Source organism: Streptomyces sp. NPDC006261, from assembly GCF_040613515.1.
GTDB lineage: Bacteria > Actinomycetota > Actinomycetes > Streptomycetales > Streptomycetaceae > Streptomyces.
In genome coordinates, this window is record NZ_JBEXSI010000050.1 from 23,909 (window position 1) to 50,106 (window position 26,198).

General features: G+C 71.2%; 29 protein-coding genes and 1 pseudogene. 8 read left to right on the forward strand and 22 right to left on the reverse strand.

Features of this window, described 5'->3' with window-relative positions:
• Positions 1 to 47: 47 nt before the first annotated feature.
• Together ABZ154_RS27125 and glmS are read right to left on the reverse strand one after the other, a co-directional pair.
• Positions 48 to 416 carry a holo-ACP synthase gene (locus tag ABZ154_RS27125; RefSeq protein ID WP_026241205.1) on the reverse strand — a complete coding sequence of 123 codons (369 nt, stop codon included), beginning with the start codon at positions 414 to 416 and terminating at the stop codon, positions 48 to 50.
• Between the two features lie 45 nt (positions 417 to 461).
• Positions 462 to 2,309, reverse strand: coding sequence for a glutamine--fructose-6-phosphate transaminase (isomerizing) (glmS, locus tag ABZ154_RS27130; protein ID WP_356836800.1), 1,848 nt, complete (start codon positions 2,307 to 2,309; stop codon positions 462 to 464).
• Positions 2,310 to 2,426: 117 nt separating this feature from the next.
• On the opposite strand from glmS, the gene ABZ154_RS27135 reads away from it, so the two are divergent.
• Positions 2,427 to 2,624 carry a hypothetical protein gene (locus ABZ154_RS27135; RefSeq protein WP_356836802.1) on the forward strand — a complete coding sequence of 66 codons (198 nt, stop codon included), beginning with the start codon at positions 2,427 to 2,429 and terminating at the stop codon, positions 2,622 to 2,624.
• A gap of 56 nt (positions 2,625 to 2,680) precedes the next feature.
• On the opposite strand, the gene ABZ154_RS27140 is transcribed toward ABZ154_RS27135, so the two are convergent.
• The 4 genes from ABZ154_RS27140 to ABZ154_RS27155 all read right to left on the reverse strand — a co-directional run bounded on the left by ABZ154_RS27140 (position 2,681) and on the right by ABZ154_RS27155 (position 7,414).
• Positions 2,681 to 4,066 carry a M14 family metallopeptidase gene (locus ABZ154_RS27140; RefSeq protein WP_356836803.1) on the reverse strand — a complete coding sequence of 462 codons (1,386 nt, stop codon included), beginning with the start codon at positions 4,064 to 4,066 and terminating at the stop codon, positions 2,681 to 2,683.
• 122 nt (positions 4,067 to 4,188) lie between these two features.
• Entirely contained in the window at positions 4,189 to 5,688 is a 1,500-nt protein-coding gene (locus ABZ154_RS27145; protein WP_356836805.1) for a helix-turn-helix domain-containing protein, read from the reverse strand.
• 75 nt (positions 5,689 to 5,763) lie between these two features.
• Positions 5,764 to 6,570, reverse strand: a complete 807-nt coding sequence (locus tag ABZ154_RS27150; RefSeq protein ID WP_356836807.1) for an SAM-dependent methyltransferase — start codon at positions 6,568 to 6,570, stop codon at positions 5,764 to 5,766.
• Positions 6,545 to 7,414 (reverse strand): helix-turn-helix transcriptional regulator, encoded by an 870-nt coding sequence (locus tag ABZ154_RS27155; RefSeq protein WP_356836809.1) that lies wholly within the window; start codon positions 7,412 to 7,414, stop codon positions 6,545 to 6,547. The genes ABZ154_RS27150 and ABZ154_RS27155 overlap by 26 nt, the downstream gene beginning before the upstream one ends.
• Before the next feature lie 370 nt (positions 7,415 to 7,784).
• Between ABZ154_RS27155 and ABZ154_RS27160 the strand changes: the two genes are divergently transcribed.
• Both ABZ154_RS27160 and ABZ154_RS27165 read left to right on the forward strand, forming a co-directional pair.
• Entirely contained in the window at positions 7,785 to 8,171 is a 387-nt protein-coding gene (locus tag ABZ154_RS27160; protein ID WP_356836811.1) for a hypothetical protein, read from the forward strand.
• 102 nt (positions 8,172 to 8,273) lie between these two features.
• Positions 8,274 to 8,486: a hypothetical protein gene (locus ABZ154_RS27165; RefSeq protein ID WP_356836813.1), complete on the forward strand. Its 213-nt coding sequence runs from the start codon at positions 8,274 to 8,276 to the stop codon at positions 8,484 to 8,486.
• Between the two features lie 203 nt (positions 8,487 to 8,689).
• Here ABZ154_RS27165 and ABZ154_RS27170 read toward each other — a convergent pair whose 3' ends face one another.
• From ABZ154_RS27170 to ABZ154_RS27185, 4 genes are all read right to left on the reverse strand, one after another.
• Positions 8,690 to 9,955, reverse strand: a complete 1,266-nt coding sequence (locus tag ABZ154_RS27170; RefSeq protein WP_356836815.1) for a DUF6596 domain-containing protein — start codon at positions 9,953 to 9,955, stop codon at positions 8,690 to 8,692.
• Positions 9,956 to 9,963: 8 nt separating this feature from the next.
• Positions 9,964 to 10,314: a YciI family protein gene (locus ABZ154_RS27175; protein ID WP_356836817.1), complete on the reverse strand. Its 351-nt coding sequence runs from the start codon at positions 10,312 to 10,314 to the stop codon at positions 9,964 to 9,966.
• A 433-nt stretch (positions 10,315 to 10,747) separates the two neighbouring features.
• Entirely contained in the window at positions 10,748 to 11,422 is a 675-nt protein-coding gene (locus ABZ154_RS27180) for a hypothetical protein (protein WP_356836819.1), read from the reverse strand.
• On the reverse strand, positions 11,415 to 11,936 hold the full coding sequence (locus tag ABZ154_RS27185) for a SigE family RNA polymerase sigma factor (RefSeq protein WP_356836821.1): 522 nt from the start codon (positions 11,934 to 11,936) through the stop codon (positions 11,415 to 11,417). Before ABZ154_RS27185 ends, ABZ154_RS27180 begins: the two co-directional genes overlap by 8 nt.
• A 236-nt stretch (positions 11,937 to 12,172) precedes the next feature.
• Between ABZ154_RS27185 and ABZ154_RS27190 the strand changes: the two are divergent.
• The 3 genes and pseudogenes from ABZ154_RS27190 to ABZ154_RS27200 all read left to right on the forward strand — a co-directional run.
• Positions 12,173 to 12,403, forward strand: a pseudogene (locus tag ABZ154_RS27190) (sigma factor); the annotation flags it as partial.
• Between the two features lie 297 nt (positions 12,404 to 12,700).
• A complete protein-coding gene (coaA, locus tag ABZ154_RS27195; protein WP_356836823.1) occupies positions 12,701 to 13,696 on the forward strand; it encodes a type I pantothenate kinase in 996 nt (331 codons plus the stop codon).
• Between the two features lie 29 nt (positions 13,697 to 13,725).
• Complete coding sequence (locus tag ABZ154_RS27200; protein WP_356836825.1) at positions 13,726 to 14,676, forward strand: DUF389 domain-containing protein; 951 nt, start codon at positions 13,726 to 13,728, stop codon at positions 14,674 to 14,676.
• 94 nt (positions 14,677 to 14,770) lie between these two features.
• Here ABZ154_RS27200 and glmM read toward each other — a convergent pair whose 3' ends face one another.
• The 4 genes from glmM to ABZ154_RS27220 all read right to left on the reverse strand — a co-directional run bounded on the left by glmM (position 14,771) and on the right by ABZ154_RS27220 (position 19,457).
• Positions 14,771 to 16,129 carry a phosphoglucosamine mutase gene (gene glmM / locus ABZ154_RS27205; RefSeq protein WP_356836827.1) on the reverse strand — a complete coding sequence of 453 codons (1,359 nt, stop codon included), beginning with the start codon at positions 16,127 to 16,129 and terminating at the stop codon, positions 14,771 to 14,773.
• A gap of 259 nt (positions 16,130 to 16,388) precedes the next feature.
• The gene (rpsI, locus tag ABZ154_RS27210) at positions 16,389 to 16,886 is read right to left on the reverse strand and encodes a 30S ribosomal protein S9 (RefSeq protein ID WP_356836851.1); all 498 of its coding nucleotides are present in this window, start codon (positions 16,884 to 16,886) and stop codon (positions 16,389 to 16,391) included.
• An 83-nt stretch (positions 16,887 to 16,969) separates the two neighbouring features.
• Complete coding sequence (gene rplM, locus ABZ154_RS27215) at positions 16,970 to 17,413, reverse strand: 50S ribosomal protein L13 (protein WP_356836829.1); 444 nt, start codon at positions 17,411 to 17,413, stop codon at positions 16,970 to 16,972.
• Positions 17,414 to 17,837: 424 nt separating this feature from the next.
• Positions 17,838 to 19,457 carry an ATP-binding cassette domain-containing protein gene (locus ABZ154_RS27220; RefSeq protein ID WP_356836831.1) on the reverse strand — a complete coding sequence of 540 codons (1,620 nt, stop codon included), beginning with the start codon at positions 19,455 to 19,457 and terminating at the stop codon, positions 17,838 to 17,840.
• Positions 19,458 to 19,547: 90 nt separating this feature from the next.
• Between ABZ154_RS27220 and ABZ154_RS27225 the strand changes: the two genes are divergently transcribed.
• Positions 19,548 to 20,411 (forward strand): hypothetical protein, encoded by an 864-nt coding sequence (locus ABZ154_RS27225; RefSeq protein WP_356836833.1) that lies wholly within the window; start codon positions 19,548 to 19,550, stop codon positions 20,409 to 20,411.
• 58 nt (positions 20,412 to 20,469) lie between these two features.
• A complete protein-coding gene (locus tag ABZ154_RS27230) occupies positions 20,470 to 20,814 on the forward strand; it encodes a hypothetical protein (protein WP_356836835.1) in 345 nt (114 codons plus the stop codon).
• A 12-nt stretch (positions 20,815 to 20,826) separates the two neighbouring features.
• On the opposite strand, the gene truA is transcribed toward ABZ154_RS27230, so the two are convergent.
• The 8 genes from truA to map all read right to left on the reverse strand — a co-directional run bounded on the left by truA (position 20,827) and on the right by map (position 26,046).
• Positions 20,827 to 21,681 (reverse strand): tRNA pseudouridine(38-40) synthase TruA, encoded by an 855-nt coding sequence (gene truA / locus ABZ154_RS27235; protein ID WP_356836837.1) that lies wholly within the window; start codon positions 21,679 to 21,681, stop codon positions 20,827 to 20,829.
• A gap of 87 nt (positions 21,682 to 21,768) precedes the next feature.
• On the reverse strand, positions 21,769 to 22,278 hold the full coding sequence (rplQ, locus tag ABZ154_RS27240) for a 50S ribosomal protein L17 (protein ID WP_356836839.1): 510 nt from the start codon (positions 22,276 to 22,278) through the stop codon (positions 21,769 to 21,771).
• Between the two features lie 92 nt (positions 22,279 to 22,370).
• Positions 22,371 to 23,393 (reverse strand): DNA-directed RNA polymerase subunit alpha, encoded by a 1,023-nt coding sequence (locus ABZ154_RS27245; RefSeq protein WP_003966937.1) that lies wholly within the window; start codon positions 23,391 to 23,393, stop codon positions 22,371 to 22,373.
• A 137-nt stretch (positions 23,394 to 23,530) separates the two neighbouring features.
• Positions 23,531 to 23,935, reverse strand: coding sequence for a 30S ribosomal protein S11 (gene rpsK, locus ABZ154_RS27250; RefSeq protein ID WP_003956432.1), 405 nt, complete (start codon positions 23,933 to 23,935; stop codon positions 23,531 to 23,533).
• 104 nt (positions 23,936 to 24,039) lie between these two features.
• A complete protein-coding gene (gene rpsM, locus ABZ154_RS27255) occupies positions 24,040 to 24,420 on the reverse strand; it encodes a 30S ribosomal protein S13 (protein ID WP_031127471.1) in 381 nt (126 codons plus the stop codon).
• Positions 24,421 to 24,615: 195 nt separating this feature from the next.
• Positions 24,616 to 24,729: a 50S ribosomal protein L36 gene (gene rpmJ / locus ABZ154_RS27260; RefSeq protein WP_003956441.1), complete on the reverse strand. Its 114-nt coding sequence runs from the start codon at positions 24,727 to 24,729 to the stop codon at positions 24,616 to 24,618.
• 60 nt (positions 24,730 to 24,789) lie between these two features.
• Positions 24,790 to 25,011: a translation initiation factor IF-1 gene (infA, locus tag ABZ154_RS27265; protein WP_003956442.1), complete on the reverse strand. Its 222-nt coding sequence runs from the start codon at positions 25,009 to 25,011 to the stop codon at positions 24,790 to 24,792.
• Positions 25,012 to 25,209: 198 nt separating this feature from the next.
• Entirely contained in the window at positions 25,210 to 26,046 is an 837-nt protein-coding gene (map, locus tag ABZ154_RS27270; RefSeq protein ID WP_356836841.1) for a type I methionyl aminopeptidase, read from the reverse strand.
• Positions 26,047 to 26,198: the final 152 nt, after the last annotated feature.

Genomic DNA, 26,198 nt, shown 5'->3' on the forward strand with positions numbered 1-26,198 from the left:
CTGGGCGATCACGGGGCCGAACGCCACCCCCGTCGACCGGAAGCGCCTCACCCCTCCGCGATCACCACGGCCGAAGCCACCCCGGCGTCATGGCTGAGCGAGACGTGCCAGCCGCGCACGCCCAGTTCGGCCGCGCGGGCGGCCACCGTGCCGCTCACCCGCAGCCGGGGCTGCCCGCTGGCCTCGACCCAGACCTCCGCGTCGCTCCACAGCAGTCCGCCCGGCGCGCCGAGCGCTTTCGCCAGTGCCTCCTTCGCGGCGAACCGGGCGGCGAGCGAGGCGATGCCGCGCCGCTCGCCGCTGGGCAGCGTCAGCTCGCTCTCGACGAAGAGCCGGTCGGCCAACTGGGGCGTACGCTCCAGCGCGGCGCCGAACCGCTCGATCTCGGCCACGTCGATTCCGACTCCGATGATCACGAACCCACCCTCGCCATCCCCATCACGCGGGGCGCGCGCCCCGGCTCACTCCACGGTCACGGACTTCGCCAGATTGCGCGGCTGGTCCACTTCGTTGCCACGGGCCGTCGCCAGCTCGCAGGCGAAGACCTGGAGCGGCACGGTGGCGACCAGCGGCTGAAGCAGCGTAGGCGTTGCGGGGACGGTGATGAGGTGGTCGGCGTACGGGACGACGGCCTCGTCGCCCTCCTCGGCGACGACGATGGTGTGCGCCCCCCGCGCCCGGATCTCCTGGATGTTGGAGACGATCTTGTCGTGGAGCACGGAACGCCCGCGCGGCGAGGGCACGATGACGACGACCGGAAGGCCTTCCTCGATGAGCGCGATGGGCCCGTGCTTGAGCTCCCCGGCCGCGAACCCCTCGGCGTGCATGTAGGCGAGCTCCTTGAGCTTGAGCGCGCCTTCGAGGGCGACCGGGTAGCCGACGTGGCGCCCGAGGAAGAGCACGGTGTCGTGGTGGGCCAGGGAGCGGGCCAGCTCGCGGACGGGCTCCATGGTCTCCAGTACGCGTTCGACCTCGCCGGAGATCGCGGAGAGCTGGCGCACCACCGTACGGATCTCGTCACCCCACTTGGTGCCCCGCAGCTGGCCCAGATACAGGGCGACGAGGTAGCAGGCGACGAGCTGGGTGAGGAAGGCCTTGGTGGAGGCGACGGCGACCTCGGGCCCGGCGTGCGTGTAGAGGACGGCATCGGATTCGCGCGGAATCGTCGAGCCGTTGGTGTTGCAGATGGCGAGCACCTTCGCGCCCTGGTCGCGGGCGTGCCGGAGGGCCATCAGGGTGTCCATGGTCTCGCCGGACTGGGAGATGGCGACGACGAGGGTGCGCTGGTCGAGGATCGGGTCGCGGTAGCGGAACTCGCTGGCGAGCTCGGTCTCGCAGGGCAGCCGGGTCCAGTGCTCGATGGCGTACTTGGCGATCATCCCGGCGTGGAAGGCGGTCCCGCAGGCGACGATGACGACCTTGTCGACCTCGCGGAGTTCGGCGTCGGGGATGCGCACCTCGTCCAGAGTCAGCGCCCCCTCGCCGTCGATCCGGCCGAGGAGGGTGTCGGCGACGGCCTGGGGCTGGTCGGCGATCTCCTTGAGCATGAAGGAGGCGTGACCGCCCTTCTCGGCGGCGGAGGCGTCCCAGTCGACGTGGTACTCGCGCACCTCGGCGAGGGCCCCGTCGAACCCGGTGACGGTGACGCCCTCCCGGCTCAGCTCGACGACCTGGTCCTGGCCGAGTTCGATGGCGGACCGGGTGTGGGCGATGAACGCGGCGACGTCGGAGGCCAGGAACCACTCGTCGGCCCCCACCCCCACCACGAGCGGCGAGTTGCGCCGGGCCCCGACCACGACGTCCGGCTGGTCCGCGTGCACGGCGACGAGGGTGAACGCCCCCTCCAGCCGCCGGCAGACCTGCCGCATGGCGCCCGCGAGGTCCCCGCCCGCCGAGAACGCCTCGGCCAGCAGGTGCGCGACGACCTCGGTGTCGGTCTCCGACCCCAGGGCGTGCCCGCGCCCGGTCAGCTCGCGCCGCAGGGCCGCGAAGTTCTCGATGATCCCGTTGTGGACGACGGCGACCCGGCCCGCGTTGTCCAGGTGGGGGTGGGCGTTCACGTCGTTGGGCGCCCCGTGTGTCGCCCACCGCGTATGACCGATCCCGGTCCGCCCGGTCGGCAGCGGCCGGTCCCCCAGCTCCTTCTCCAGATTGACGAGCTTGCCCGCCTTCTTCGCGGCGGCGAGCCCGCCGTCCGCGAGAACGGCGACACCCGCCGAGTCGTAGCCCCGGTATTCGAGGCGTTTGAGTCCCGCGACGACGACATCCTGCGCCGACTGACCACCGACATAACCCACGATTCCGCACATAGCGGCACCCTAAGGCCGGAAGCGGCTCGCGTAAGGGAATGTCGGCGCCATACGACTCTATGTGCATGACCCACACGAAGGGCGGCCGGAGAGGTCGGTGACCCTGGGGCATGGACGATGAAGCTCTGGATCGCCTCGGTCCAGCGCCGCATGGCACGCGCCGGTCAGCACCGGGGCGCTTCCGCCGTGGACCTCATCATCGCCGCCACGGCGGCCCATCACGGCCTGTTGGCCATCCATGACGACCTCGACTACCGCACGGTCGCCCGCCCCGCCCCGGATCCCGCCGAACACAGCGTGCACGACGTGGCCTGAGCTCCGGTGCGGGCATGAGCAACGGCCCGCACCGGGGCCCAGCCGGCGATGACCGGTCAGCAGTACTGCGCCTCCTTGCCGATCGACCGGTACATGCAGTCCGCGTTCTCGATCAGTTGCAGGACCGCGTCCCGGTTACGGGAGGTCTCGCGCTCGATGACCTCGTCGGGCGGGTAGAAGCCGCCGCCCGAGGCCGAGCGCGGGAACATCTCGAAGGTGTAGCCGAAGATCCTCTGCGAGCCCCACAGCCAGTCGTCGATCGAGCCGTCCGTGATGTAGAGGTCGCTGGACTGCTCGGCGGTGTACCCGTTGCTCGCCGCCATCTTCCGGCCCACCGCCGCGAACGCGTTGCGGTCGTCGGCCGTCATGCCGGGGGCCGTGTCGTTGTACGTGTAGCCGAACGGCCAGAGCACCAGCTCGCTGTACGTGTGGAAGTCGATGGCCGCCGTGATCTGCTGCCTCCCGCCGACCACCCGGCTGCGTACGAAGTCCGCCACGACCTTCGTCTCGGGCGCGGACTCGGCGGCCCGGCCCCGGTAGGTGTCCGAGGACGGGCTGGAGGAGGAGCCGCCGCAGCAGCCCCACTTGTAGGCCCAGTTGCGGTTGAGGTCGGTGCCCACGGCGGTGGAGCCGGAGTTGGGCTGCCGGTTCTTGCGCCAGCTGCGGTACGAGCCGGTGGCGATGTCGTACTCGCCGCCGTCCGGGTTCATGTCCGGGATGATCCACAGCTCGCGGCCGTTGACCGCCTGGGTGATCCGGGAGTCGTTCCCGTACCCCGCCGCGAACTCGCGCAGCAGGTAGAGCGACATCTCGACCGTCAGGTGCTCGCGGGCGTGCTGGTGGGCGGTGAACAGGACCTCGGGCTCGGCCTCGTCGGTGGCCACGTTGTCGCTGATCTTGATCGCGACGATGTCGCGGCCCTGGTAGGTCCTGCCGATGACGCGCTTGCTCATGATCGAGGGGTTGGCGGCGATACGGGCGTCGATCGCCGCCGTCATCTCGGCGTAGTTGTGGTAGCGGGAGTCGGCCGGCGGGAAGTCGAGCGCGCCGACGCCTTCCTCGCCGTGGGCGTGGGCGTCCGGTGCGGGCAGGGCCTCCAGGACGTGGCCCGTGGCCCGGAGTTTCCTGACCTGGTCAGCCTTCGCGCTGATCACGATGCCGTGGTCGTGGACCTCGTCGATCGTGACGCCCGTGCGGAGGATCGCGGTGCGGGCGGCAGGGGTGGTGCGCCCGGTGATCTCGTACTGGACCGGCCGCTCGTCCGCCGCGACGGCCGCGTTACGGGCGGCGGGCCCGGCTGTGGCCACGGCGGTCGCCGGGGCGGCGAGACCGAGGGCGAGCAGGACGGCGAGGGTGGCGTTCCGCCGGGCCTTCGTCCTGGCCGTGCCGGCCTTCGTTCCGGCTTTCGCCGGGCGGGATTTCCGTGTGTTGGCGAGTCGCATGCTGGCAGTCTCCTGAGTCCGTCGGGGTGGGGGGTGGAGCTGTGCGACGGGCACAGGATGGAGCCATGTCATGACCGGGTCAAGGTGTACTTTCCGGCCACTCTCCCCCGAGGGGGGACAGCTCAGAGGCGGCGGTAGGTGCGGCCGCCCCTCCGAGGCAGAGACCGCGGGTCGTCCCCGTCCTTCGCGGTGGCCTCCAGGGCGAGGTGCAGTTCGGCCCGCACGGCGGCATCGGCGAGGTTCTGCCCGAGGCGCTCGGCGCACCGGGTGAGCCAGATCGTCAGGGTGGTTCGGTGGACGTGCAGTTCGGTCGCGGCGGGAGCGGTTCTGGCGTGGTGGCGCAGCCAGCAGGCGAGCGCGATACGCAGGTGCGGTTCGAGCCCCCCGACCAGGCCGACGGCCCAGGTGCGGGCCGCGTCGGTGTCCAGGATCCCGCCGGGCAGCGTCTCCAGCCGGGCCTGGCCGTCTTCCTTGCGGCTGCTCTCCTCCTGGCCGTTGCTCCCCGCCTGGCAGTTGCTGTCCTCATGGCCGTCGCCCCGCGTCGGGGCGCGGAGCGCGAGCAGCAGATGGGCCTGCACGGTGATGTCGCCGAGGTCCGCGCCGAGGAGGGCGGCAAGGCCGCGGAGCCGGGTGCGGACGGTGCCGGGCGAGAGCCCGAGCGCGGCGGCGGCACGGGGGGCGCTGCCGGTGCGGAGCCGGACCAGGAGCAGGTGCCGGTGGTCCGGGGTCAGCGGGCTCAGCACGGACCGCGCCCAGGCGGTGTACGGGCCAGGGGGGAGCAGGCGGGCTAGCTGAGGGGTGCCGACGGCGTCGGCGGGGACGATGCGGTGGGCGGGGGTGGCGCTGTGCCGGGCCGCCGCCGCGTCGGCGTGGGCGGTGGGCGCCTCGGCCAGGGGCAGCGGTCCGGCCAGGCCCGCGAGGAGGTTGTGACGTTCGCTCACCCGGGAGACCAGGCGCAGGACCCGCCCGTCGTCGCTGCCGTGGTGGAGTTCGGCGACCAGGAGCTCGCCGTCCACCTCACCGATCAGGGCGCAGGCGCCGCCGTGTCCGGCCAGGGACGGGCGGACGGCCCGCCAGAGGACCTGGTGGGCGGTGGGGACGTCGGGGCCGGTGAGCCGGTAGAGCGTGACATGCGTGAGTTCGCCGGCGCGCACGGTGTTCGTGACCGAGGTGGTGTGACCGGCCAGAAGCAGCCGGAGCAGGGTGCTGTGCAGCCGCATCTGCTCGGCGCGCAGCTCGGCGGCGCGCTGCCCACGCACCTCCAGGAGGGCCGCAGTGGTGGTGGCGACGAGCCCGACGTGTTCGGCGGCCAGGGTGGGCGCCGGATGCAGGACGAGGACGGCTCCGGCCGCCGGGCGCTGCACATGGTGCGGGTGCTCCCGCGGATGGGCCGCGGCGTGGACACCGTCGGCCGCCGCGGTGGCGGGCGTGCTGTAGACGGCCCCGGCTATCGGGTCGGCCAGCACCGCCGCCCCCTGGACGAGCACGGCGGCCTCACTCACCAGCTGCGCACCGGACCGCGTCGCGGCCCGCAGCAGCCGGTCCGCCATCGCCTCCCGCACCGCGCGGGAATCCCCCGGGCCCCCGGCGTCGGGTCCGGTCGTGTGCGTAGTGGTACTCATACCGCGCCCCCTCGGCGGACGGAGCGCGCCGCGCACCCGCGGTCCGGGTGCGCGGCGCGGCGATGACCGGCACGGTCAGGGAATGCGGGCGACGGCTCCCCATCCGGCCCGGCCGGTGGTGGTGCCGGTGTTCGCGTCGGGCCGCCAGTTCGGCCAGGACACCATCCCCGGCTCCACCATCTCCAGCCCGTCGAAGAACGCGATCGTGGTCTCCGGCTCGCGGAAGATGTACGGGATCGCCCCGCTGCTGTTGTACTCGTCCTGGACCGCCCGGTGGGCCTCGTCCGAGGCGGTGGAGTGGGACAGGGACAGGTAGCTGCCCGAGGGCAGACGCGCCACCAGCCGCTGTACCAGGGACAGGGCGTCGTCCCAGTCCACGATGTGCCCCAGGACGTCGGAGATCACGAGGGCGACGGGCCGGCTCAGGTCCAGGGTCCGGGCCGCGCCCTCCAGGACCGCCTCCGTGTCGCGCATGTCGGCCTCCACGTAGGCGGTCGCGCCCTCGGCGCTGCTGGTCAGCAGCGCGTGGACGTGCAGCAGCACCAGCGGGTCGTGGTCGACGTAGACGATCTTCGCGTCCGGGGCTATCCGCTGCGCGACCTCGTGCGTGTTGTTCGCCGTCGGCAGGCCCGCGCCGACGTCCAGGAACTGCCTGATCCCGGCATCCCGGGCGAGGTAGGTCACCGTACGGCGCAGGAAGTCACGCGACTCCTTCGCGAACGTCTCGATCAGCGGGTACTTCTCACGGTAGGCATCGCCCGCGGCCCGGTCCGCCGGAAAGTTGTCCTTCCCGCCGAGCCAGTAGTTCCACACGCGCGCGGAGTGCGCGACGCTCGTGTCGATCTGCGCGGGCAGTTCAGCCCCGTTCCCGGTCGTACTCATCCTGCAGGATCTCCCTCGTTCGGTCCGGACGCATCGCCATCACACACGACACGTCCAGCATCGCCTGATATTCCTGTACCGGCGGGCCGCTGTCCCACACCTCCGCCGTTCCCGGCAGCCCGCCCTCACGCACCACGTGATCCGCGATCTCCCGGATCTCCACGCGGTACAGACTCAATGCCGGAACCCCGGTCAGCGGGTGGGGCGGTGCGTCCTCGGCATGGAGCTGCACCATCACATCCCGCCGCTCCGCCGCCTCCTGGAGCGCGGCGAGCTGTTCGCGCATCACCTCTCCGTCACCGACCCGGCAACGCAGTGCGGTGACCGGCAGGACCGCCCACACCCGCGCCTGCTGCTCACGCAGCCGCCGCTGACGCATCACCAGCAGCTCCGCGCGCCGCCGCCGGACCGCGGGGTCCAGCTCGGGCCGCAGGGCGGCGTCCACGGCCATGGCGTACGCCGGGGTCCGCAGCAGCAACGGTACGAGCGCCGGGTCCCAGGTGCGTACGACGCTCGCGGCGGACTCCACGCTCATCAGGTCCATGAGCCAGGGGTCCATCGCATCGCGCAGCGGATGCCACCAGCCGGGCACGTTGGCCGCGTTGAGCCGGCCCATGATGTCGTCGGTCTCGGACGCGCCCGCCCCGTACTGGTCGAGCAGCGCGGACACCTGCCCCACGTCCAGGGAGGTCTGCGCCTGCTCCAGCCTCCGCAGCGTCGACGGGTGCCAGCCGAGCAGCTTCGCGGCCTGGGGTACGGACAGGCCTGCCCCTTCCCGCAGGTGCCGCAGACGCGCCACCAGGACGAGGTGCTGTGCTGTCCGGCCCGACCTTTCACGTGCCACGGCTCATCCTTCTGATCCGGCCCGCCATCCGACAGTTCACGCGGCCTGCGCGCAGTGCACACAGCGCACCTTGCGACGATCGCGCGCCGCTCCCATGGTGAGTATGTCTGTCCCCACCGACCACAACGCGGCGGAGCGTTGTCACCGCCTCTCGCACCCCTCGCGGAGCCCTTTTGGCCACCTCGGTCCTCGATCGCGCGCGCGTCCGGATCAGCCATCTCCTCGCCCGCCCCACCATCACCAGCTTTCCACGGGACCGCAGTTGAACGACCGGCGCCCTCCCCGCCCGCCGCCTCCGTCCTCGTGCTGCCTCCCCGGCCCCCGCCCCGAACTCGACGGTCCCGTACGTCCGCACTCTGGAGCCCGCCTCATGAACCGCCCGAACCTGACCCACCCGGACCCTCGCCCCGCCCTCGCACCACCGAGGCAGCTCCACCGGCGCCCCCCGGACCTCCGCGTACGCACCCGGCGCATCGAGATCGAGGAACTCGTCGTCGACGACCCCGGCGAGGTCCTCGACCACGCCCGCCAGGCGGCCCTCACCGCCCCCGACACCGCTGCCGCCCTCGGACACAGCCCCACCACCCCCCTCACGCTCCCCGCGGCGGCGGCCCTGCTCTGCGCCCTCCACGAACCCGGCGAACTCGCCGCGATGGGCCTGCGCCTCACCCGCCACACCACCCACGTCACGGCCTCCGACCAGCAGACCGAGCCCGTCTCCCTGGAACTGTCCTACGCCACTGAGCACGAGGAATGAGCACGCGCACGCACGCCCCGAGCACCCCGGTCGCTCCACCATCGACACAGCGCAACGATCAACCGATGACCTGACCGGCCATCGCTGCACCGTGGAGCTCCCATGCCCAAGCGTGCCGTCACCGTCTCCGCCCTCGCCGGTGCCGCCCTGCCGGCAGGAGCGGGCGCCTTCGCCGGGGAGACCGGGAGCACCCGGAGCACCGGGCCCGGGGTGGCGAAGGCTTCCGTCGCGTACGTCGCCCCGCGCGCGGGCCAGGTCGGCTCGCTCACCTTCACCGCGCCCGGGTGTCGGACCACTGCGGTGTCCGGAGCCTGAGGGTGCTGGCCTGGCCCGGGAGCATGACGCCCGCCCCGGACGCGGAGGGCACGTCCACCACCACGAGGGCAGGCTGCGGACGACGACGAAGGCCACGGCGGACGGCTACTTCCGCTGCTCCTTCGCGGGCACGTCCACCACCGCGGCGGTCACCTCCACGGCGGACTACGTCGACGTGAAGCAGCCCTGGGGAGGGGGGAGGGTCACCCGCCTTCCCGTACCTCCCCCAGCTTCCGCCGGAGCGCCGCCCTCTCCGGCTCGGTGCCCGCCAGCTCCAGCGCCTCCCGATAGGCCACGGCCGCCTCCCCGCCCCGCCCCAGGCGGCTCAGCAGATCGCCCCGCGCCACCGCGTACGGCCCGTACGCCCGCAGCCTGGGTTCGCCGCCCAGCGCGTCGAGCAGCGCCAGCCCCTCCCCCGGCCCGTCGCGCATCGCGACCGCCACGGCGCGGTTCACCGCTACCACGGGGGACGGGGTCAGGGTGAGCAGCACGTCGTACAGGGCCACGATCTGCACCCAGTCCGTGGACTCCACGTCCGCCGCCTCGTCGTGCAGGGCGGCGACGGCGGCCTGCACCCCGTACGGCCCGGCCGGCCCCCCGGTCAGCGCCCGGACCACCAGGGCACGCCCCTCCTCGATCATCGCCCGGTCCCAGAGTCCCCGGTCCTGGTCCTCCAGGAGCACCGGCTCCCCCTCCGGGCCGGTCCGCGCGCCGCGCCGGGCGTGGACGAGGAGCAACAGCGCGAGGAGCCCGGCGGCCTCCCGTTCGGCGGGGAGCAGGCGGTGCAGTATCCGGGCCAGCCGGACCGCCTCGTCGGCCAGGTCGAGCCGCTGGAGACGAGGGCCGGAACTGGCCGCGTACCCCTCGGTGAAGACCGAGTAGACGACCTGGAGCACCCCGGGCAGCCGCTCCGGCAGCTCGTCGGGCCCGGGCACCCGGAACGGGATCCGGGCCTCGCGAATCTTCTTCTTCGCCCGCACGATCCGCTGGGCCATGGTCGCCGTCGGCACGAGGAAGGCCCGCGCCACCTCGGGCGTGGTGAGCCCGGCGAGGCAGCGCAGGGTGAGGGCGGCACGGTCCTCGGCGGCGAGGGCGGGGTGGGCGCAGGTGAAGAACAACTGGAGCCGCTCGTCCGGCAGTTCGCCGAAGCCGGACACCTTCGTAACCGGTGCGGCCTCGTCCCGCTCCGCGTCGGCCTGGAGGACGGCGAGCCGCGCCGCGTACGCCTGGTCCCGCCGCAACCGGTCCACCGCCTTACGCCGCGCGGTCGTCAGCAGCCAGGCCCCGGGCCGGGCGGGGACGCCCTCGGCCGGCCAGTGGCGCAGGGCCGCCTCGATCGCCTCGGACGTCACCTCCTCGGCCAGGTCGAGATCCCCGAACCGGCGCACGAGGGAGGCGAGCAACAGCCCCCGCTCCTCCCGGAACACCGCCTCGACGGCGACCCGAGCCTCCTCCGGCTCCTCACCCACCACCGCTCTCAGCCCCCGAAGTCCGCGACCGGCCGGACGACGACCGAGCCGCCGTCCCGCGCGCCGGGACAGCGCGCGGCCCAGTCGAGGGCTGCGTCGAGGTCGGGCACGTCGATGACGAGGAACCCGCCCAGCAGCTCCCGCGTCTCCGCGAACGGCCCGTCCGTCACGGTCCGCTCCCCCGCCGACGAGACCCGCACGGTGGTCGCGGTCACCAGATCGGCCAGCGACTCCCCGGAGACGAGGATGCCCGCGTCGCGTACGTCCTTGTCGTAGGCCATCCAGTCCTCGACGGTGCACTGCGGCGCCCCGCCCTGCTCGTCGACGGTCCCGCTGTGGATCAGCAGCATGTACTTCATGGTCCGGCTCCTGTCACCTGTGTGGAGCGCCCGCCGGGTGCGGGTCGCCTTACACGATGACGACGAACGGGACGGCCCCCGATCGACACGCCGCCCGAAATCTTTTCCGGACCTCGGGGAAGGAGCGTCGGGTGGGCGCGGACGCTTGCTCGGGAGCGGCAGCCGACGGGCCGGTGTCCCGGCCGCGACGCCGGGAACGAGCCGCCGCAGGTGGTCCACCGGGCCGCGGCAGTCGCGATCCGGTGGAACCGCCGAACCGCCGACCGTCCTCGCACCTCTGAGCCAGCGGAGCTCCCACAGGCGCCAGACGGCGTCCTCGGCGAGGCGATGGCCGCCCAGGACCGACGGGACGCGACGGGACGCGATGAGAACGGTGGCCACCCGCCCCCCGGTCGGGTGGCCACCGCCCCATGCCCGGGCCCGGGCGGCCAGGTCAGTTGTCCCAGCTCTCCGCGGGCCACTGGACCTCCACCACCCCGACCCACGTCCCCCAGGACGTCACGGTGACGTCGAGCTGGTCCCCCGTGTCCCGGGTCTCCCCGATGTACTTGCCGTCCGGCTCCCCCACGGCCCTCTTCACCCCGCAGCCGACGAGTGTCTCGTCCAGCTGTTCCATGGCTTCGGCGGCTTCGGCCCGGGTCCCGTACGTGGAGACGCGGTACCGGGCGCGGGCGCCGTCCTTGCCCGCGTACAGGCGGGTGTACTGCATCTCGGGCAGCCGGTCCAGCTCGCCGGACCACGTCCCGCACGTGCTGCCCAGCCCCGCCTTCGGCAGGGGGGCGCTGTCGGACTCCTTTTCCCACTCCCCGTCGAAGGTCTTCCACCGCAGGACCTCGTGCGCGGGCAGCTCCGAGGGGTCCAGGGCGTGCACGATCCCGTCGGACTTGAACGGGTTCGGGCCCACGGTGGCCACGTCCGTACCGCCCGACTCGTCCGGCACCGCCAGGCCCGCCCACGCGCCGAGGCCCATCGCTCCGGCGGCGACGACCGCCACCACGGCCACGGCCGCCCGCCGGCTGGTCCGGCGGCGGTCGCCGCGGGCGCGGATGGCCGCGGCCGGGGCGAGCCGCACGGGGGTGTCGGTCAGCAGTTCCTCGATGTCAGCCATGCCGGGCCATCCCCTCGTCGTCGTACGCGTCCATGTGGGCGAGCCGCTCGCCCAGTTGCCTGCGGGCCCGGCTGAGCCGGGTCCGTACCGCTCCGCTCGTGGAGCCCGTCTCCCGGGCCACCTCATCCACCGGCAGGTCCAGCAGGTGGTGCAGGACCACCGCCCGGCGCTGGTCCGGTCTCAGCTCACGCAGGGCCGCCACCAGCGCGGCCCGGTCGGCGGAGCCCCCGGACGGGCCCGGGTCGTCCGACGCGGGGCCGTGGCGCAGCTGGGCGCGGAGCCGGTTGCGGGTGCGGCGCCAGGCGCTGACCGCGAGCCGGATCGCGACGGTGCGCACCCACGGGAGCGGGTCGCCCTCGCGCGTCAGCCGGTCCCAGCGCTGCCAGGCCCGTGCGTACGCCTCCTGGACCGCGTCCTCGGCCTCCGTCAGGTCGCCGGTCATCGCGTAGACGGTGGCGACCAGGCGTTTGGCCGTCGCCGTGTAGAAGGCGTCGAACTCAGCTTCCTTCGACATCCTGATCCTGACTGTGGTCGATGGTTGGGGTCGTGGTCGTGGTCGTGCGGAGGTTGTCGTCGTGCGGGACTCCGGGAGTCCGGGAGATGTCGTCGTCGAATCCCTGCCGCTTCCTGTCATAGGCACGCCCGGGCGGCCCGCGATGTTACAGACAGGCTTGGAAGACCCGTGAACCTTTCCGGCCGCTGCGGGCGACAAGGGTGACCGGCATCCACCGACCCACCCCTGGAGGCGCAGTGGCCGGACCACCCCCGGACCCGCCCACCGGCGGTGCCGACGACGCGGACGTCGTCGCGCGGTCCCTCGGCGAGCCGGAACTGTTCGCCGGGCTCTACGACCGGCACGCCCCGGACATCCACCGCTATGTGGCCCGCCGGCTCGGGGAGGGCCCGGCGGACGACATCACCGCGGAGACGTTCCTCGTCGCGTTCCGCACCCGGGACCGGTACGACACCGCCCGCCGACTGCGCGAGGGCGTCACCAGACCCACGAGGTCCTCTCGGCCCCGACGACGGTGACGGTTCCGACCGTACGGTCCGCAAGCGCGGCGACATCCTGATCAACGTCGCGAGGACCAAGGCCGCCGCCGTCGACGCCAAGGGTGAGGAACCGTGACCGTACGGCCCGCACAGAGCCCGGGCGCGGGCCCGGTGTCCGGTACAGGGGAGCGGACACCGGGCCCGCGTCCGTCATACGGACATGGCCCGGCACCCACGTGACCGACCCCACCCCCCACTCCGTCAAAACTCCCGCGACAATGAAGGGTGATCACTTCGCCCGCACGGAGCCCGCAGCGCCGCACCGAGCATGCGCCGACCCCCTACGTCGACCTCGCGCGTGACGAGTGGAGCGCCCTGCGGGACAAGACCCCGCTGCCGCTGACCGCCGACGAGGTGGAGCGGCTGCGGGGGCTCGGCGATGTCATCGACCTGGACGAGGTGCGGGACGTCTACCTGCCGCTCTCCCGGCTCCTCAATCTGTACGTCCAGGCCACGTCCGGGCTGCGCGGCGCGCTGAACACCTTCCTCGGGGACGCCGGGAACGGGCACGGGGCGCAGCGCGGTACGCCGTTCGTCATAGGGGTCGCGGGCAGTGTCGCCGTCGGCAAGTCCACCAGCGCCCGTATCCTCCAGGCCCTGCTCGCCCGCTGGCCCGAGCACCCGCGCGTCGAGCTGGTGACCACCGACGGGTTCCTGCTGCCGATGAAGGAGCTCAAGGCGCGCGGGCTGACCTCGCGCAAAGGGTTCCCGGAGTCCTACGACCGGCGGGCGCTGACCCGGTTCGTCGCGGACATCAAGGCGGGCAAGGACGAGGTGACCGCGCCCGTCTACTCGCACCTGATCTACGACATCGTCCCCGGCGAGCGGCTCACCGTCCGTCGCCCGGACATCCTCATCGTGGAGGGTCTCAACGTCCTGCAGCCCGCGCTGCCCGGCAAGGACGGCCGGACCAGGGTCGGGCTCGCCGACTACTTCGACTTCAGCGTGTACGTGGACGCGCGCGCCGAGGACATCGAGACCTGGTACCTCAGCCGCTTCCGCAAGCTGCGCGACACGGCGTTCCAGGACCCGTCCTCGTACTTCCGCAAGTACACCCAGGTCTCCGAGGAGGAGGCCCTGGACTACGCGCGCACCATGTGGCGGACCATCAACAAGCCGAACCTGCTGGAGAACGTGGCTCCGACGCGCGGCCGTGCCACTCTGGTCCTCCGCAAGGGGCCGGACCACAAGGTCCAGAGGCTCTCCCTGCGCAAGCTCTGACCCCGCTCAGCCCCCGGGGGGCCGGCCGCGTGCTGCACCTGCGTCTCATCGTGCCCGCCGACGCGACGGACGAGGTCATCGCCCTCCTGGAGTCCACCGTCGGCACCGCCCACCTCGTGGTCCTGCCCGGCGCGGCCCGCTCCCCGGCCGGGGACGTGGTGCTGTGCGATGTGGCGAGGGAGGCCGGTGACGAGCTGATCGAGAAGCTCCGGCGCCTCGGCATCGACGAGTCCGGGGCGATCAGCGTCGAGCACCTGGACCTCACCCTCTCCTCGCGCGCCGAGGAGGCGGAGCGCGAGGCGCCGGGCGACAGCGCGGACGCGGTGCTGTGGGAGGAGCTGACGGAGGCGACGAACGAGGAGTCGACGTTCTCCATCACGTACGTCTCCTTCCTCGCCCTCGCCACCATGCTCGCCGCCTGCGGGGTCATGCTCGACAACGCGGTGCTGATCGTGGGCGCGATGGCGGTCGGCCCGGAGTTCGGCCCGCTGGCCGGGATCTCCACCGCCCTCGTGCAGCGTGCGCCCCGGCTGGTGGCGCGGTCGCTGTGGGCGCTGATCGGCGGCTTCGCGCTGGCGATGGCCGTCACGGCGGGGTTCGTCTCGCTGCTGGACGCCTTCGGCCTTTTCGACAGCGCGATGGCCGGCCGGCCGCGTCCCGACACCGGGTTCATCTGGCACCCGGACTGGATGTCGTTCGTCGTGGCGTTCCTGGCGGGCATCGCCGGGACGCTCTCCCTCACCTCGGCGAAGTCCGGGGCCCTGGTCGGCGTGGCGATCTCGGTGACGACGGTCCCGGCCGCCGCCAACGCGGCCGTGGCGTTCAGCTACTCCGACTACCAGCAGACCATCGGCTCCGGGCAGCAGCTGCTCGCCAACCTCGGCGGGATCGTCCTCGCGGGCACGCTGACGCTGCTGCTGGAGAAGGCGCTGTGGAAGGTCCGGCGCGCGCGGAAGCCCCCGGCGGCACCCAGGTTCTAGTGGTCGTCGCAACACCCCAGCTCAGGGGATGCGATGGAGTGCGAGATCCGGGGGCGGCCGGCCGGGGGCTTCCGTACGTCCATGAAGCGCGGGCTCAGCCCAGCGCGGACTTCACCACATCGGCCAGCCGGCCCGCGACCGCGCGTGCCTGCTCGATGTCGGCGGCCTCGACCATGACCCGTACCAGCGGCTCCGTGCCCGACTGGCGCAGCAGGACGCGTCCGGTGGAACCGAGCTCGCGCTCCGCCTCGGTCACCGCGGTGGCCAGCTCGGAGGAGGTGTTCACCCGGGACTTGTCGACGTCGGGGACGTTGATGAGGACCTGGGGCAGGCGCTGCATGACCCCGGCCAGCTCGGCGAGGCCCCGGCCGGTGGCGGCGACGCGGGCCGCCAGCATCAGGCCGGTCAGCGTGCCGTCGCCGGTCGTGGCGTGGTCCAGGACGATGACGTGGCCGGACTGCTCGCCGCCGAGCGCGAAGCCCTCGGCCTTCATCGACTCCAGGACGTAACGGTCGCCGACCGCCGTCTGGACGAGGTGGATGCCCTCGCGCTCCATGGCGATCTTGAAGCCGAGGTTGGACATCACCGTGCCGACGACGGTGTCCTTGCGCAGCTGCCCGGCCTCCCGCATGGCGAGGGCCAGGACGGCGAGGATCTGGTCGCCGTCGACCTCGTCGCCCGCCGCGTCCACGGCGAGGCAGCGGTCGGCGTCGCCGTCGTGGGCGATGCCGAGGTCGGCGCCGTGCTCGACGACGGCGGCGCGCAGCAGCTCCAGATGGGTGGAGCCGCAGCCGTCGTTGATGTTCAGGCCGTCCGGCTCGGCGCCGATGGTGACGACCTCGGCCCCGGCCCGGGCGAATGCCTCGGGCGAGACCCGGGCGGCGGCGCCGTGTGCCTCGTCCAGGACGACCTTCAGCCCGTCGAGCCGGTTGGGGAGGACGCCGATGAGGTGGGCGACGTACCGGTCGAAGCCCTCCGTGTAGTCGGTGACCCGGCCGACGCCCGCGCCGGTCGGGCGGCTCCACGGCTCACCGGTGCGGTGCTGCTCGTAGACCGTCTCGATCCGGTCCTCCAGCTCGTCGGCGAGCTTGTGGCCGCCGCGCGCGAAGAACTTGACGCCGTTGTCCGGCATGGCGTTGTGACTGGCGGAGAGCATCACGCCGATGTCGGCGCCGAGCGAGCCCGTGAGGTACGCCACGGCCGGCGTCGGCAGCACGCCGACGCGCAGGACGTCCACGCCCGCGCTGGCCAGGCCGGCCACGACGGCGGCCTCCAGGAACTCTCCGGAGGCTCGGGGGTCGCGGCCGACCACGGCGGTCGGGCGATGGCCCGCGAAGGTGCCCGCCTCGGCTAGTACGTGCGCCGCCGCGACCGAGAGCCCGAGCGCGAGCTCGGCCGTCAGATCCGCGTTGGCGACACCGCGCACTCCGTCCGTACCGAAGAGTCGTCCCACTGGTGTCCTCCGAGGTGCTCAGAAACCACAAAAATCAAAGCAAGCGAAACTAAACAACCACAACCACAAAAACAGCAAAACGGCCGGGCACAGGGGAAGACGCGGCACGGCACGGCGCGGCTCACGCGCAAGAGGCGTGAGGCGGGCGGGCCGATGAACGTCTCATGCCGTTATACGCCTGCGAGGCCCGATAAACGAACGCCCCAGCAGCACGGAGTGTGCCGCCGGGGCGTTCGTGTAATGCAGACGAGCAGGCGATTTAGCGCTTGCTGTACTGCGGGGCCTTACGGGCCTTCTTGAGACCGGCCTTCTTGCGCTCGACCGCACGGTCGTCGCGGGAGAGGAAGCCGGCCTTCTTCAGCGTGGCGCGGTTGTTGTCCACGTCCGCCTCGTTCAGCGCGCGGGCCACGCCGAGGCGCAGGGCACCGGCCTGACCGGAGACGCCGCCACCCGAGATGCGGGCGACAACGTCGTAGCGACCGTCGAGCTCGAGCACCTTGAAGGGCTCGTTGACTTCCTGCTGGTGCACCTTGTTGGGGAAGTAGTCCTCAAGGGTACGACCGTTGATCTTCCACTTGCCGGTGCCCGGAACGATCCGGACGCGGGCGATGGCGTTCTTGCGACGGCCCAGGCCGGCCGCGGGCTGCGGGTCGCCGAAGCGGCCCGCGAGCGACTCGGAGGTGTAGTCACCCTCGACGGGGACCTCCGACTCGAAGGTGGTCACCTCGGCGAAGGTCTCCTCGCCCTCGGTGCCCACCGTGTCGTCGGCGGTCGTCTCAACAGTGGTCTCGGCCACGATTCTCCTCAGATCTTTCTGTATGTCTTAGGGGGTGGCCGGAACTACTGCGCGACCTGGGTGATCTCGAACGGGACCGGCTGCTGAGCAGCGTGCGGGTGCTGGTCGCCCGCGTAGACCTTGAGCTTCGAGAGCATCTGACGGCCCAGGGTGTTCTTGGGGATCATGCCCTTGATGGCCTTCTCGACGGCCTTCTCGGGGTTCTTCGCGAGCAGCTCGTCGTAGCGCACCGAACGGAGACCGCCCGGGAAGCCCGAGTGGCGGTACGCCATCTTCTGGGTCTTCTTGTTACCCGAGAGGTGAACCTTCTCGGCGTTGATGATGATGACGAAGTCGCCCATGTCCATGTGGGGGGCGTAGATCGCCTTGTGCTTGCCTCGGAGGAGGTTCGCAGCCGTGGTGGCCAGACGGCCCAGGACGATGTCCTGAGCGTCGATGATGTGCCACTGGCGCGTCACATCTCCGGGCTTGGGGCTGTACGTACGCACTTCGTAGCCTTCGCTTCTTCAGTGGATGAGGTCCAGACAACACATGGCACCCCTGAAGCGATCATGCAGCTGGGGCTCACAGCGCCGGGGCACTGCCCGTATGCGAGCCACTGGTAACTGCTCCAGAGAACCTACGTAAGGGCTGATCGCAGGAAAACGACGAAGCCGATACGCATAACAAACCCTGACACTACCGGGGAGCCCCCACGCGGGTCAAAACGGACCCCTCCGACCATCCCCGCAGCACCGCCAGCCTCGCAGCACCACCCAGCCCCGCCGGCGTTCGAGGCGAACCTTTCCAGCCCCGCCGGCGTTCGAGGCTCGGGGGCAGCGCCCCCGCAACGGCGCCGCACAGCACCCCGCACGGCACCCCGCACCGCACCGCACCCGCCGACCGCCGGCCGCCGGCCGCCGGCCGCCAAGGTCACCGCGCCCGCTGGACCCGCCGCTCATCCCACACCGGCTCCGACGTCTCCCGTACGACCCCGTCCGAGCCGAAGACGAGATACCGGTCGAAGGACTTCGCGAACCACCGGTCGTGCGTGACGGCCATCACCGTGCCGTCGTACACCTCCAGGCCGTCCTGCAGCGCCTCCGCCGACTCCAGGTCCAGGTTGTCCGTCGGCTCGTCCAGGAGCAGCGCGGTGGTGCCCGCCAGCTCCAGGAGCAGGATCTGGAACCGCGCCTGCTGCCCGCCGGACAGCCGCTCGAACGCCTGGTCCCCCTGCCGCTCCAGCTCGTACCGCCGCAGTACCGACATCGCCCCGCCGCGGTCCTTGGCGTGCTCGGACCAGAGGATCTCCACCAGCGTCTTGCCGAGCAGCTCCGGGTGCGCGTGCGTCTGGGCGAAGTGGCCCGGCACGACCCGCGCCCCGAGCTTCCACTCCCCCGTGTGCGCCACCGGCTCCCCTGCCAGCAGCCGCAGGAAGTGCGACTTGCCCGACCCGTTGGAGCCGAGGACGGCGACCCGTTCCCCGTAGTAGATCTCCAGATCGAACGGCTTCATCAGCCCGGTCAGCTCCAGGCTCTTGCAGGTAACCGCCCGCACCCCGGTCCGCCCGCCGCGCAGCCGCATCCTGATGTCCTGCTCACGAGGCGGCTCCGGCGGCGGGCCCGCCTCCTCGAACTTCTTGAAGCGGGTCTGCATCGCGTGGTAGCGGTTGGCCATGTCGGGGCTGTTCGCCGCCTGCTGCCGCATCCGCAGGACGAGCGCCTTCAGCCGGGCGTGCTCCTCCTGCCAACGCCGCAGCAGCTCCTCGAACCGCGCGAACCGCTCCTTGCGCGCGTCGTGGTACGTGGCGAAGCCGCCGCCGTGCACCCATACGTCGCTGCCCGCCGCGCTCGGCTCGACGCTGACGATCTTCTCGGCGGCCCTGGACAGCAGCTCCCGGTCGTGGGAGACGAAGAGGACCGTCTTCCGGGTCTCCTTGAGCTTCTCCTCCAGCCAGCGCTTGCCCGGCACGTCCAGATAGTTGTCCGGCTCGTCCAGGAGCAGCACCTCGTCGGGGCCGCGCAGCAGCGCCTCCAGTACGAGCCGCTTCTGCTCACCGCCGCTGAGCGTGCGCACCTCGCGCCACTGTGCCTTCTCGTACGGGACGCCCAGCGCGGCCATGGTGCACATGTCCCAGACCGTCTCGGCCTCGTACCCGCGCGCCTCGGCCCAGTCGCTGAGCGCCTGCGCGTACGCCATCTGCGCGGCCTCGTCGTCGACGGTGAGGATCTTCTCCTCGGCCACGTCGACCGCCTTCGCCGCTTCCCGGACGCGTGGCTGGGAGACGGAGACCAGGAGGTCCCGTACGGTCCGCTCGTCCCGCACCGACCCCACGAACTGCGGCATCACGCCGAGCCCGCCGCTCACCGAGACCGTGCCACCGTGCGGCTGGAGCTCGCCGGCGAGGAGCCGCAGCAAGGTTGTCTTGCCCGCCCCGTTGGCGCCGACGAGGGCGACGACGGCTCCGTCGGCCACCCGGAACGAGGCGTCGCCGAGCAGCACCCGCCCGTCCGGTAGGTAGTACTCCAGGTGGCCTGCTTCAAGATGTCCCATACAGAGCATTGTCACGGGCCGCGAAGCGATGGCCCAACCGGTTTACCGCCGCCGGTCCTGCCGTCGAGCGGAACGCTCTAGGATTCGCGCATGAGTTCATGGCAAGGGGGGCCCTCCTGGGGGCCAGGGGACAACGGGACTCCGCAGGACAGCGGGACTCCGGACTGGGCCGCGCTCGCCGAGGAGTCCGCCGCGCGGGCCCGGCGCAAGCGGTGGCTGATGATCGGCGGCGGGGTGCTGGCCACCGCCGTGGTCGGCGCGATCGTGGCCACCGCCGTGGTCACCACAGGCGGCGGCAAGAGCGATCCGGCCGGCAGTGCGAGCGAACTGCCCGCGCCGGTCGACCTCCCCGAGGACACGTCGGCGCCCGCGCCCTCCTTCTCCTCGGTGGCACCGCCGCCCCCACCGGACCCGGAGGAGTACATATCCAGCGCCGGCAAGGACAAGGCGCCGATCACCGTCGACGGCTTCTTCCCCGGCGAGAAGCTCGCCATGGGTGAGCGCGTCCACCTCAAGGGCGCCACCGCCCGCACCACCGACTGCGCGACCGGCACCCAGGGCGCCCTCGGCGCGGTGCTCACGGAGAACGGCTGCGAACAGCTGATCCGCGCGACCTACCGAAAGGACGGGGTGGCCGTCACCGTCGGCATCGCGGTCTTCGACACGCAGGCCCGCGCGAAGAGGACGGTCGACCAGGCCTCGGGCGGCCTCGCCTCCCTCAGCGGCGCGGGCGTGCCCACGTTCTGCCGCGGCGGTACGGTCTGCCGCCGCACGGCCAACTCCTACGGGCGGTACGCCTACTTCACCGTCGGCGGCTTCACCGACGGCACCCGCGTCACCACCCAGGACAGAGACGTCTTCGCGGTCGGCGACGACCTGACGAACTTCGTCTTCCGCCAGATCCGCCACCGCGGCCAGGTCCAGGCGTCCCAGGCGGCGGAGGCCGGGCAGTAGAGGCCCCTTCCGGGAGGCAGTGCGCACCCCACAGAACTGAACATGTTCAATAGGAGTCATGAGCACCCCCGGTCCACGCAGCAGGACCCGCCTCGCCTCCGTCGGCTACGTCGGCCTGGTCACGCTCGCCGCCCTGGTCTACGAGATCGCCGGACAGCCGGAGGCAGGCCAGGCAGCGATGACCCTGGCCGCCTGGCCTGGCGACATCGTCCTACTGGTCACCTTGGCCTACCCGCTGGCCCTGTTGATCGGCGACGACTCGCTCCGGGGAGATACCGCGTTCAACCTCCTCGACCCGCTGCTCCACGGGGCAGGGGCGCTGGTCAACGTGCTGATCGCGTGGGGTGTCATCGCCCTCGTACGGCACTTCAGGAACGAGGCCCGCAGCAGCGGCAGCCGCTGAGCGTGTACGGCCTCAGCAGCACCCCGCCCCCGGCAACGTCCTGACGTTCCGTGCCTCCTCGGCGCGCGCGGCCAGCAACTCGTCCGCCGGGTAAGCCACTTCCTCCAGCGTCAGCCCGTGCGGCCGCACCACGTGCACCCCGGGGTCGCGCACCTTCGCCGCCAGCACCTCGGCGGGCCAGACGGCCGGCCGCCGGCCGTCGCCGACGAACAGCGCCGCACCGATCAGCGCGCGCACCATGTTGTGGCAGAACGCGTCCGCCTGCACCGTCGCGGTGAGGACGCCCGACACCGGGTCCCGTACCCAGCTCAGCTTCTGGAGCGTACGGATGGTGGTGGCGCCCTCGCGCTTCTTGCAGTACGCGGCGAAGTCGTGCTCGCCCACCATCAGCGCGGCCGCCTCGTTCATCACGTCCACGTCCAACGGCCGGTCGTGCCAGAGCACATGACCGCGCGTCAGCGGGTCCACCCCGCCGGGCCGGTCGCCGACCCGGTAGGCGTATCGCCTCCAGAGCGCGGAGAAGCGGGCGTTGAACCCGGCCGGGGCAGGCGCCGCCCGCCAGATCCGCACGTCCCAGGGCAACCGCCCCGCCAGCCGCCGCAGCAGCTTCTCCTCGTGCTCCGCCCACACCGCCTGAGGCAGGTCCACGTGCGCCACCTGCCCCCGCGCGTGCACCCCGGCGTCCGTGCGGCCCGCCACCGTCAGGTCGTACGTCACGGCCGACCGGGTCACGGTCCGCAGCGCGTCCTCGATCTCGCCCTGCACCGTGCGCCGGCTGGTCTGCTTCGCCCAGCCGGAGAAGTCCTTGCCGTCGTACGACAGGTCCAGCCGCACCCGTACGAACCCGGGCTCCGCCTTGTCACTCACCCGCATCTCCTTATCCCCTCCGGTCAGCAGAACGGGCCCGCACCGCCCCGAAGGGTGATGCGGGCCCGTCCAGTGGTCTCAGAACGCTCAGGCGTCCTTGGACTCCTCGTCGGCCTTCTCGACCGGCTTGGCGTCCTCGGTGGACTCGGCCGCGGGGGCCTCGTCCTTCTTGAGGGTGTCTTCCTTGACCGCGCGCTTCGTCGCGGCCTCGGCCTCACCGGTGGCCTGCTGGGCCACGGTCAGCGCCTCGACCAGCTCGATGACCGCCATCGGGGCGTTGTCGCCACGACGGTTGCCGATCTTGGTGATACGCGTGTAACCACCGGGGCGGTTCTCGTAACGGGGGGCGATCTCGGTGAAGAGCGTGTGGACGATGCTCTTGTCCGTGATCGTCTGCAGCACCAGGCGACGGTTGTGGATGTCGCCCTTCTTCGCCTTGGTGACGAGGCGCTCGGCGACCGGACGCAGGCGGCGGGCCTTGGCCTCGGTCGTCGTGATGCGGCCGTGCTCGAACAGCGACTTCGCCAGGTTGGCGAGGAGCAGACGCTCGTGCGCGGCGCTGCCGCCCAGACGGGCACCCTTTGCGGGACGCGGCATGGTGATTCTCCTTGTGTGCTGCACCGGCCGTATCAGGTACCGGTGTCAGTTCCCGTAAGGCGGACGCCTCACGGAAGTCGTGCGGGTGGCGCTCAGTACTGCTCGGTCTCCACGAAACCGGCGTCCGCGTCGTCGTCGGCGCCGAAGGCGTCGGCGGCGGCGGTCGGGTCGAAGCCGGGAGGCGAGTCCTTCAGCGCGAGGCCCATACCGGCCAGCTTCGCCTTGACCTCGTCGATCGACTTCGCACCGAAGTTGCGGATGTCGAGCAGGTCCGCCTCGGAACGGGCCACGAGCTCACCCACGGAGTGGATGCCCTCGCGCTTGAGGCAGTTGTACGAGCGGACCGTGAGCTCCAGCTCCTCGATCGGCAGGGCCAGATCGGCGGCGAGAGCGGCGTCCGTCGGGGACGGGCCCATGTCGATGCCCTCGGCGTCGATGTTGAGCTCGCGCGCCAGACCGAACAGCTCGACCAGGGTCTTACCGGCCGACGCCATGGCGTCACGGGGACGCATGGCCTGCTTGGTCTCGACGTCGACGATCAGCTTGTCGAAGTCGGTGCGCTGCTCGACACGGGTCGCCTCGACCTTGTACGTGACCTTGAGCACCGGCGAGTAGATGGAGTCGACCGGGATCCGGCCGATCTCCTGGCCGACCTGCTTGTTCTGGACGGCGGAGACGTAGCCGCGACCGCGCTCGACGGTCAGCTCCATCTCCAGCTTGCCCTTGCCGTTGAGCGTGGCGAGAACGAGGTCGGGGTTGTGCACCTCGACACCGGCCGGGGGCGCGATGTCCGCGGCGGTGACCAGACCCGGGCCCTGCTTGCGCAGGTACATCACGACGGGCTCGTCGTGCTCCGAGGAGACGACCAGCTGCTTGATGTTGAGGATGAGGTCGGTGACGTCCTCCTTGACGCCCGGCACGGTGGTGAACTCGTGCAGGACCCCGTCGATCCGGATGCTGGTGACAGCGGCACCGGGGATCGAGGAGAGGAGGGTACGGCGCAGGGAGTTGCCGAGGGTGTAACCGAAGCCCGGCTCCAGCGGCTCGATCACGAACCGGGAGCGGAATTCGTCGACGACCTCTTCGGTCAGCGACGGACGCTGAGCGATAAGCATGTGGTGATCCTTCAGTCGTGGGCACCCACTATTTGATGCCCGACAGATGTAACAAGGGTACGGGCGGTACGCCCCGTATGAGGTGTACCGCCCGGACCCGGCGCTACTGACGCACGGCCGTCACCGGCCGCGACGGATCAGACGCGGCGACGCTTCGGCGGACGGCAGCCGTTGTGCGGCGTCGGGGTGACGTCCTGGATCGAACCGACCTCGAGGCCCGTGGCCTGGAGGGAGCGGATCGCGGTCTCACGGCCGGAGCCGGGACCCTTGACGAAGACGTCGACCTTGCGCATGCCGTGCTCCTGCGCGCGGCGGGCGGCCGACTCGGCGGCCATCTGCGCGGCGAAGGGGGTGGACTTGCGCGAGCCCTTGAAGCCGACGTGGCCGGCGGAGGCCCAGGAGATCACGTTGCCCGAGGGGTCCGTGATCGAGACGATGGTGTTGTTGAACGTGCTCTTGATGTGCGCGTGGCCATGAGCGACGTTCTTCTTTTCCTTGCGACGCACCTTCTTGGCTGCGCCCTGACGACCCTTGGGGGGCATGTCTTGACTCCAGATGGAGAGGGGAGGTGATCGGTCCTACAGCGAAGACCGCTGGTTGCTGCGACGGTCCGGAGAACCGGATGACGCAGTGCGTCCGCTGAGGACTACTTCTTGCCCGGCTTCTTCTTACCGGCGATGGCGCGACGCGGGCCCTTGCGGGTACGCGCGTTCGTGCTGGTGCGCTGACCGTGCACCGGCAGACCACGGCGGTGACGAATGCCCTGGTAGCAGCCGATCTCGATCTTGCGGCGGATGTCACCCTGGACCTCACGGCGGAGGTCACCCTCGGTGCGGAGGTTGGCGTCCACGTACTCGCGGATCTTGACCAGGTCCTCTTCGGCCAGGTCACGAACGCGGGCGTTGGGGTTCACGCCGGTGCTGGCGAGGATCTCCTTGGACCGGGTGCGCCCGATACCGAAGACGTAGGTGAGGGCAACCTCCACGCGCTTTTCGCGCGGGATGTCAACACCTGAAACGCGTGCCATTCAATGGCTCCAGTTGTTATTTCGGGGGTCTTCCGCAGGGCCACTCCCGACCGCCGACCCCTCGCTGGGAGAGGTGGTACGTCCGGGTCTCCGGCCCCCGCCGGAGGTGTCGTCAGCCGTGGCTTGGACGGGCTCTGCGTATGTATGTGCTTACGTGCGTCGCGCGAAGAACTGCGAGATGCAGGCGGTCGTGCTTCAGCCCTGGCGCTGCTTGTGGCGCAGGTTGTCGCAGATGACCATGACCCGACCGTGACGGCGGATCACCTTGCACTTGTCGCAGATCTTCTTGACGCTCGGCTTGACCTTCATGGGATGTCAGGTTCTCCGGGTCAGTGCCATCACCGCGCCGAAACGGGGTGCCGGCAAGATCTACTTGTAGCGGTAGACGATCCGGCCACGCGTCAGGTCGTACGGAGAGAGCTCCACCACGACCCGGTCATCCGGGAGGATGCGGATGTAGTGCATCCGCATCTTGCCGCTGATGTGCGCCAGGACCTTGTGACCGTTCTGGAGCTCCACCTTGAACATTGCGTTCGGGAGGGACTCGATCACGGTGCCCTCAATCTCGATGGCACCTTGCTTCTTGGCCACGCTTCGCCTTTCGAATCGGCTACCTTGATCGGCTCCCGCGATCCCGTGCCTTACCTGCGGACACACGGATGCACCAGAGCCGACGAGTCAGTCTACGTCAGCGGACTCCAAAAGACGAATCCGTCAAGTTTGCCCACTGCCGGTGATCCTTAGACCTGCCGGAGGGGTTGCATCGGGCGAGAGGCCCGACGCCATGCGTCAGGCCAGGGGGTCCGGCGCCGCTTCGATCCCGTACTCCGCGAGCTTCGCCTTGCCGCAGTCCGGGGCGGTCAGGACCAGCGGCCCCTGCTCCGTCAGGGCGATGGAGTGCTCCCAGTGCGAGGACCAGGTGCCGTCCGTCGTGATGACCGTCCAGTCGTCGCCGAGGGTCTCCGTACGGGCCGTGCCGAGCGAGACCATGGGCTCGATCGCCAGGCAGACGCCCGGGACCAGCTTGATGCCCTTGCCGCGCTTGCGGGAGACGTAGTTCAGCAGGTGCGGGTCCATGTGCATCTCGGTACCGATGCCGTGGCCGCCGAAGTCCTCGATGATCCCGTACTTACCGGTGGCCGGCCGGGGCTGGCGGCGGATGTAGGACTCGATCGCCTTGGAGATGTCGACCAGGCGGTTGTTCACCTTCATCGCGGCGATCCCGGCCCACATCGACTCCTCGGTCACCCGGGACAGCTCGACCAGCTCCGGAGCGTGACCGGTGCCCACGAAAGCGGTGTACGCGGCGTCGCCGTGCCAGCCGTCCACGATGGCACCGGCGTCGATCGAGATGATGTCGCCGTCCTTGAGAACCGTCTTCTCGTCCGGGATGCCGTGGACGACGACCTCGTTGACCGAGGTGCAGATGGTCGCGGGGAACCCGCCGTACCCGAGGAAGTTGGACTTCGCCCCATGGTCGGCGATCACCTTGCGGGCGACCTGGTCAAGGTCCTTCGTGGTGGCGCCGGGCACGGCCGCCTCACGGGTGGCCGCGTGCATGGCAGCGACCACCAGCCCCGCCTCGCGCATCTTCGCGATCTGCTCGGGGGTCTTGATCTGCACCATTGCTCGGCGCCTCTCTGCATCTACGGGTGACGGGTCACGGGCCCGCTGCGGCCCCATTCAACGATACGGGCGCAAACAGTCGGGCGGCCTGGGCCGGGCTGCCCCGCCCTCACGACTCGGTGGCCGGGATGCCGAGGTCCTGGCGCATGGCG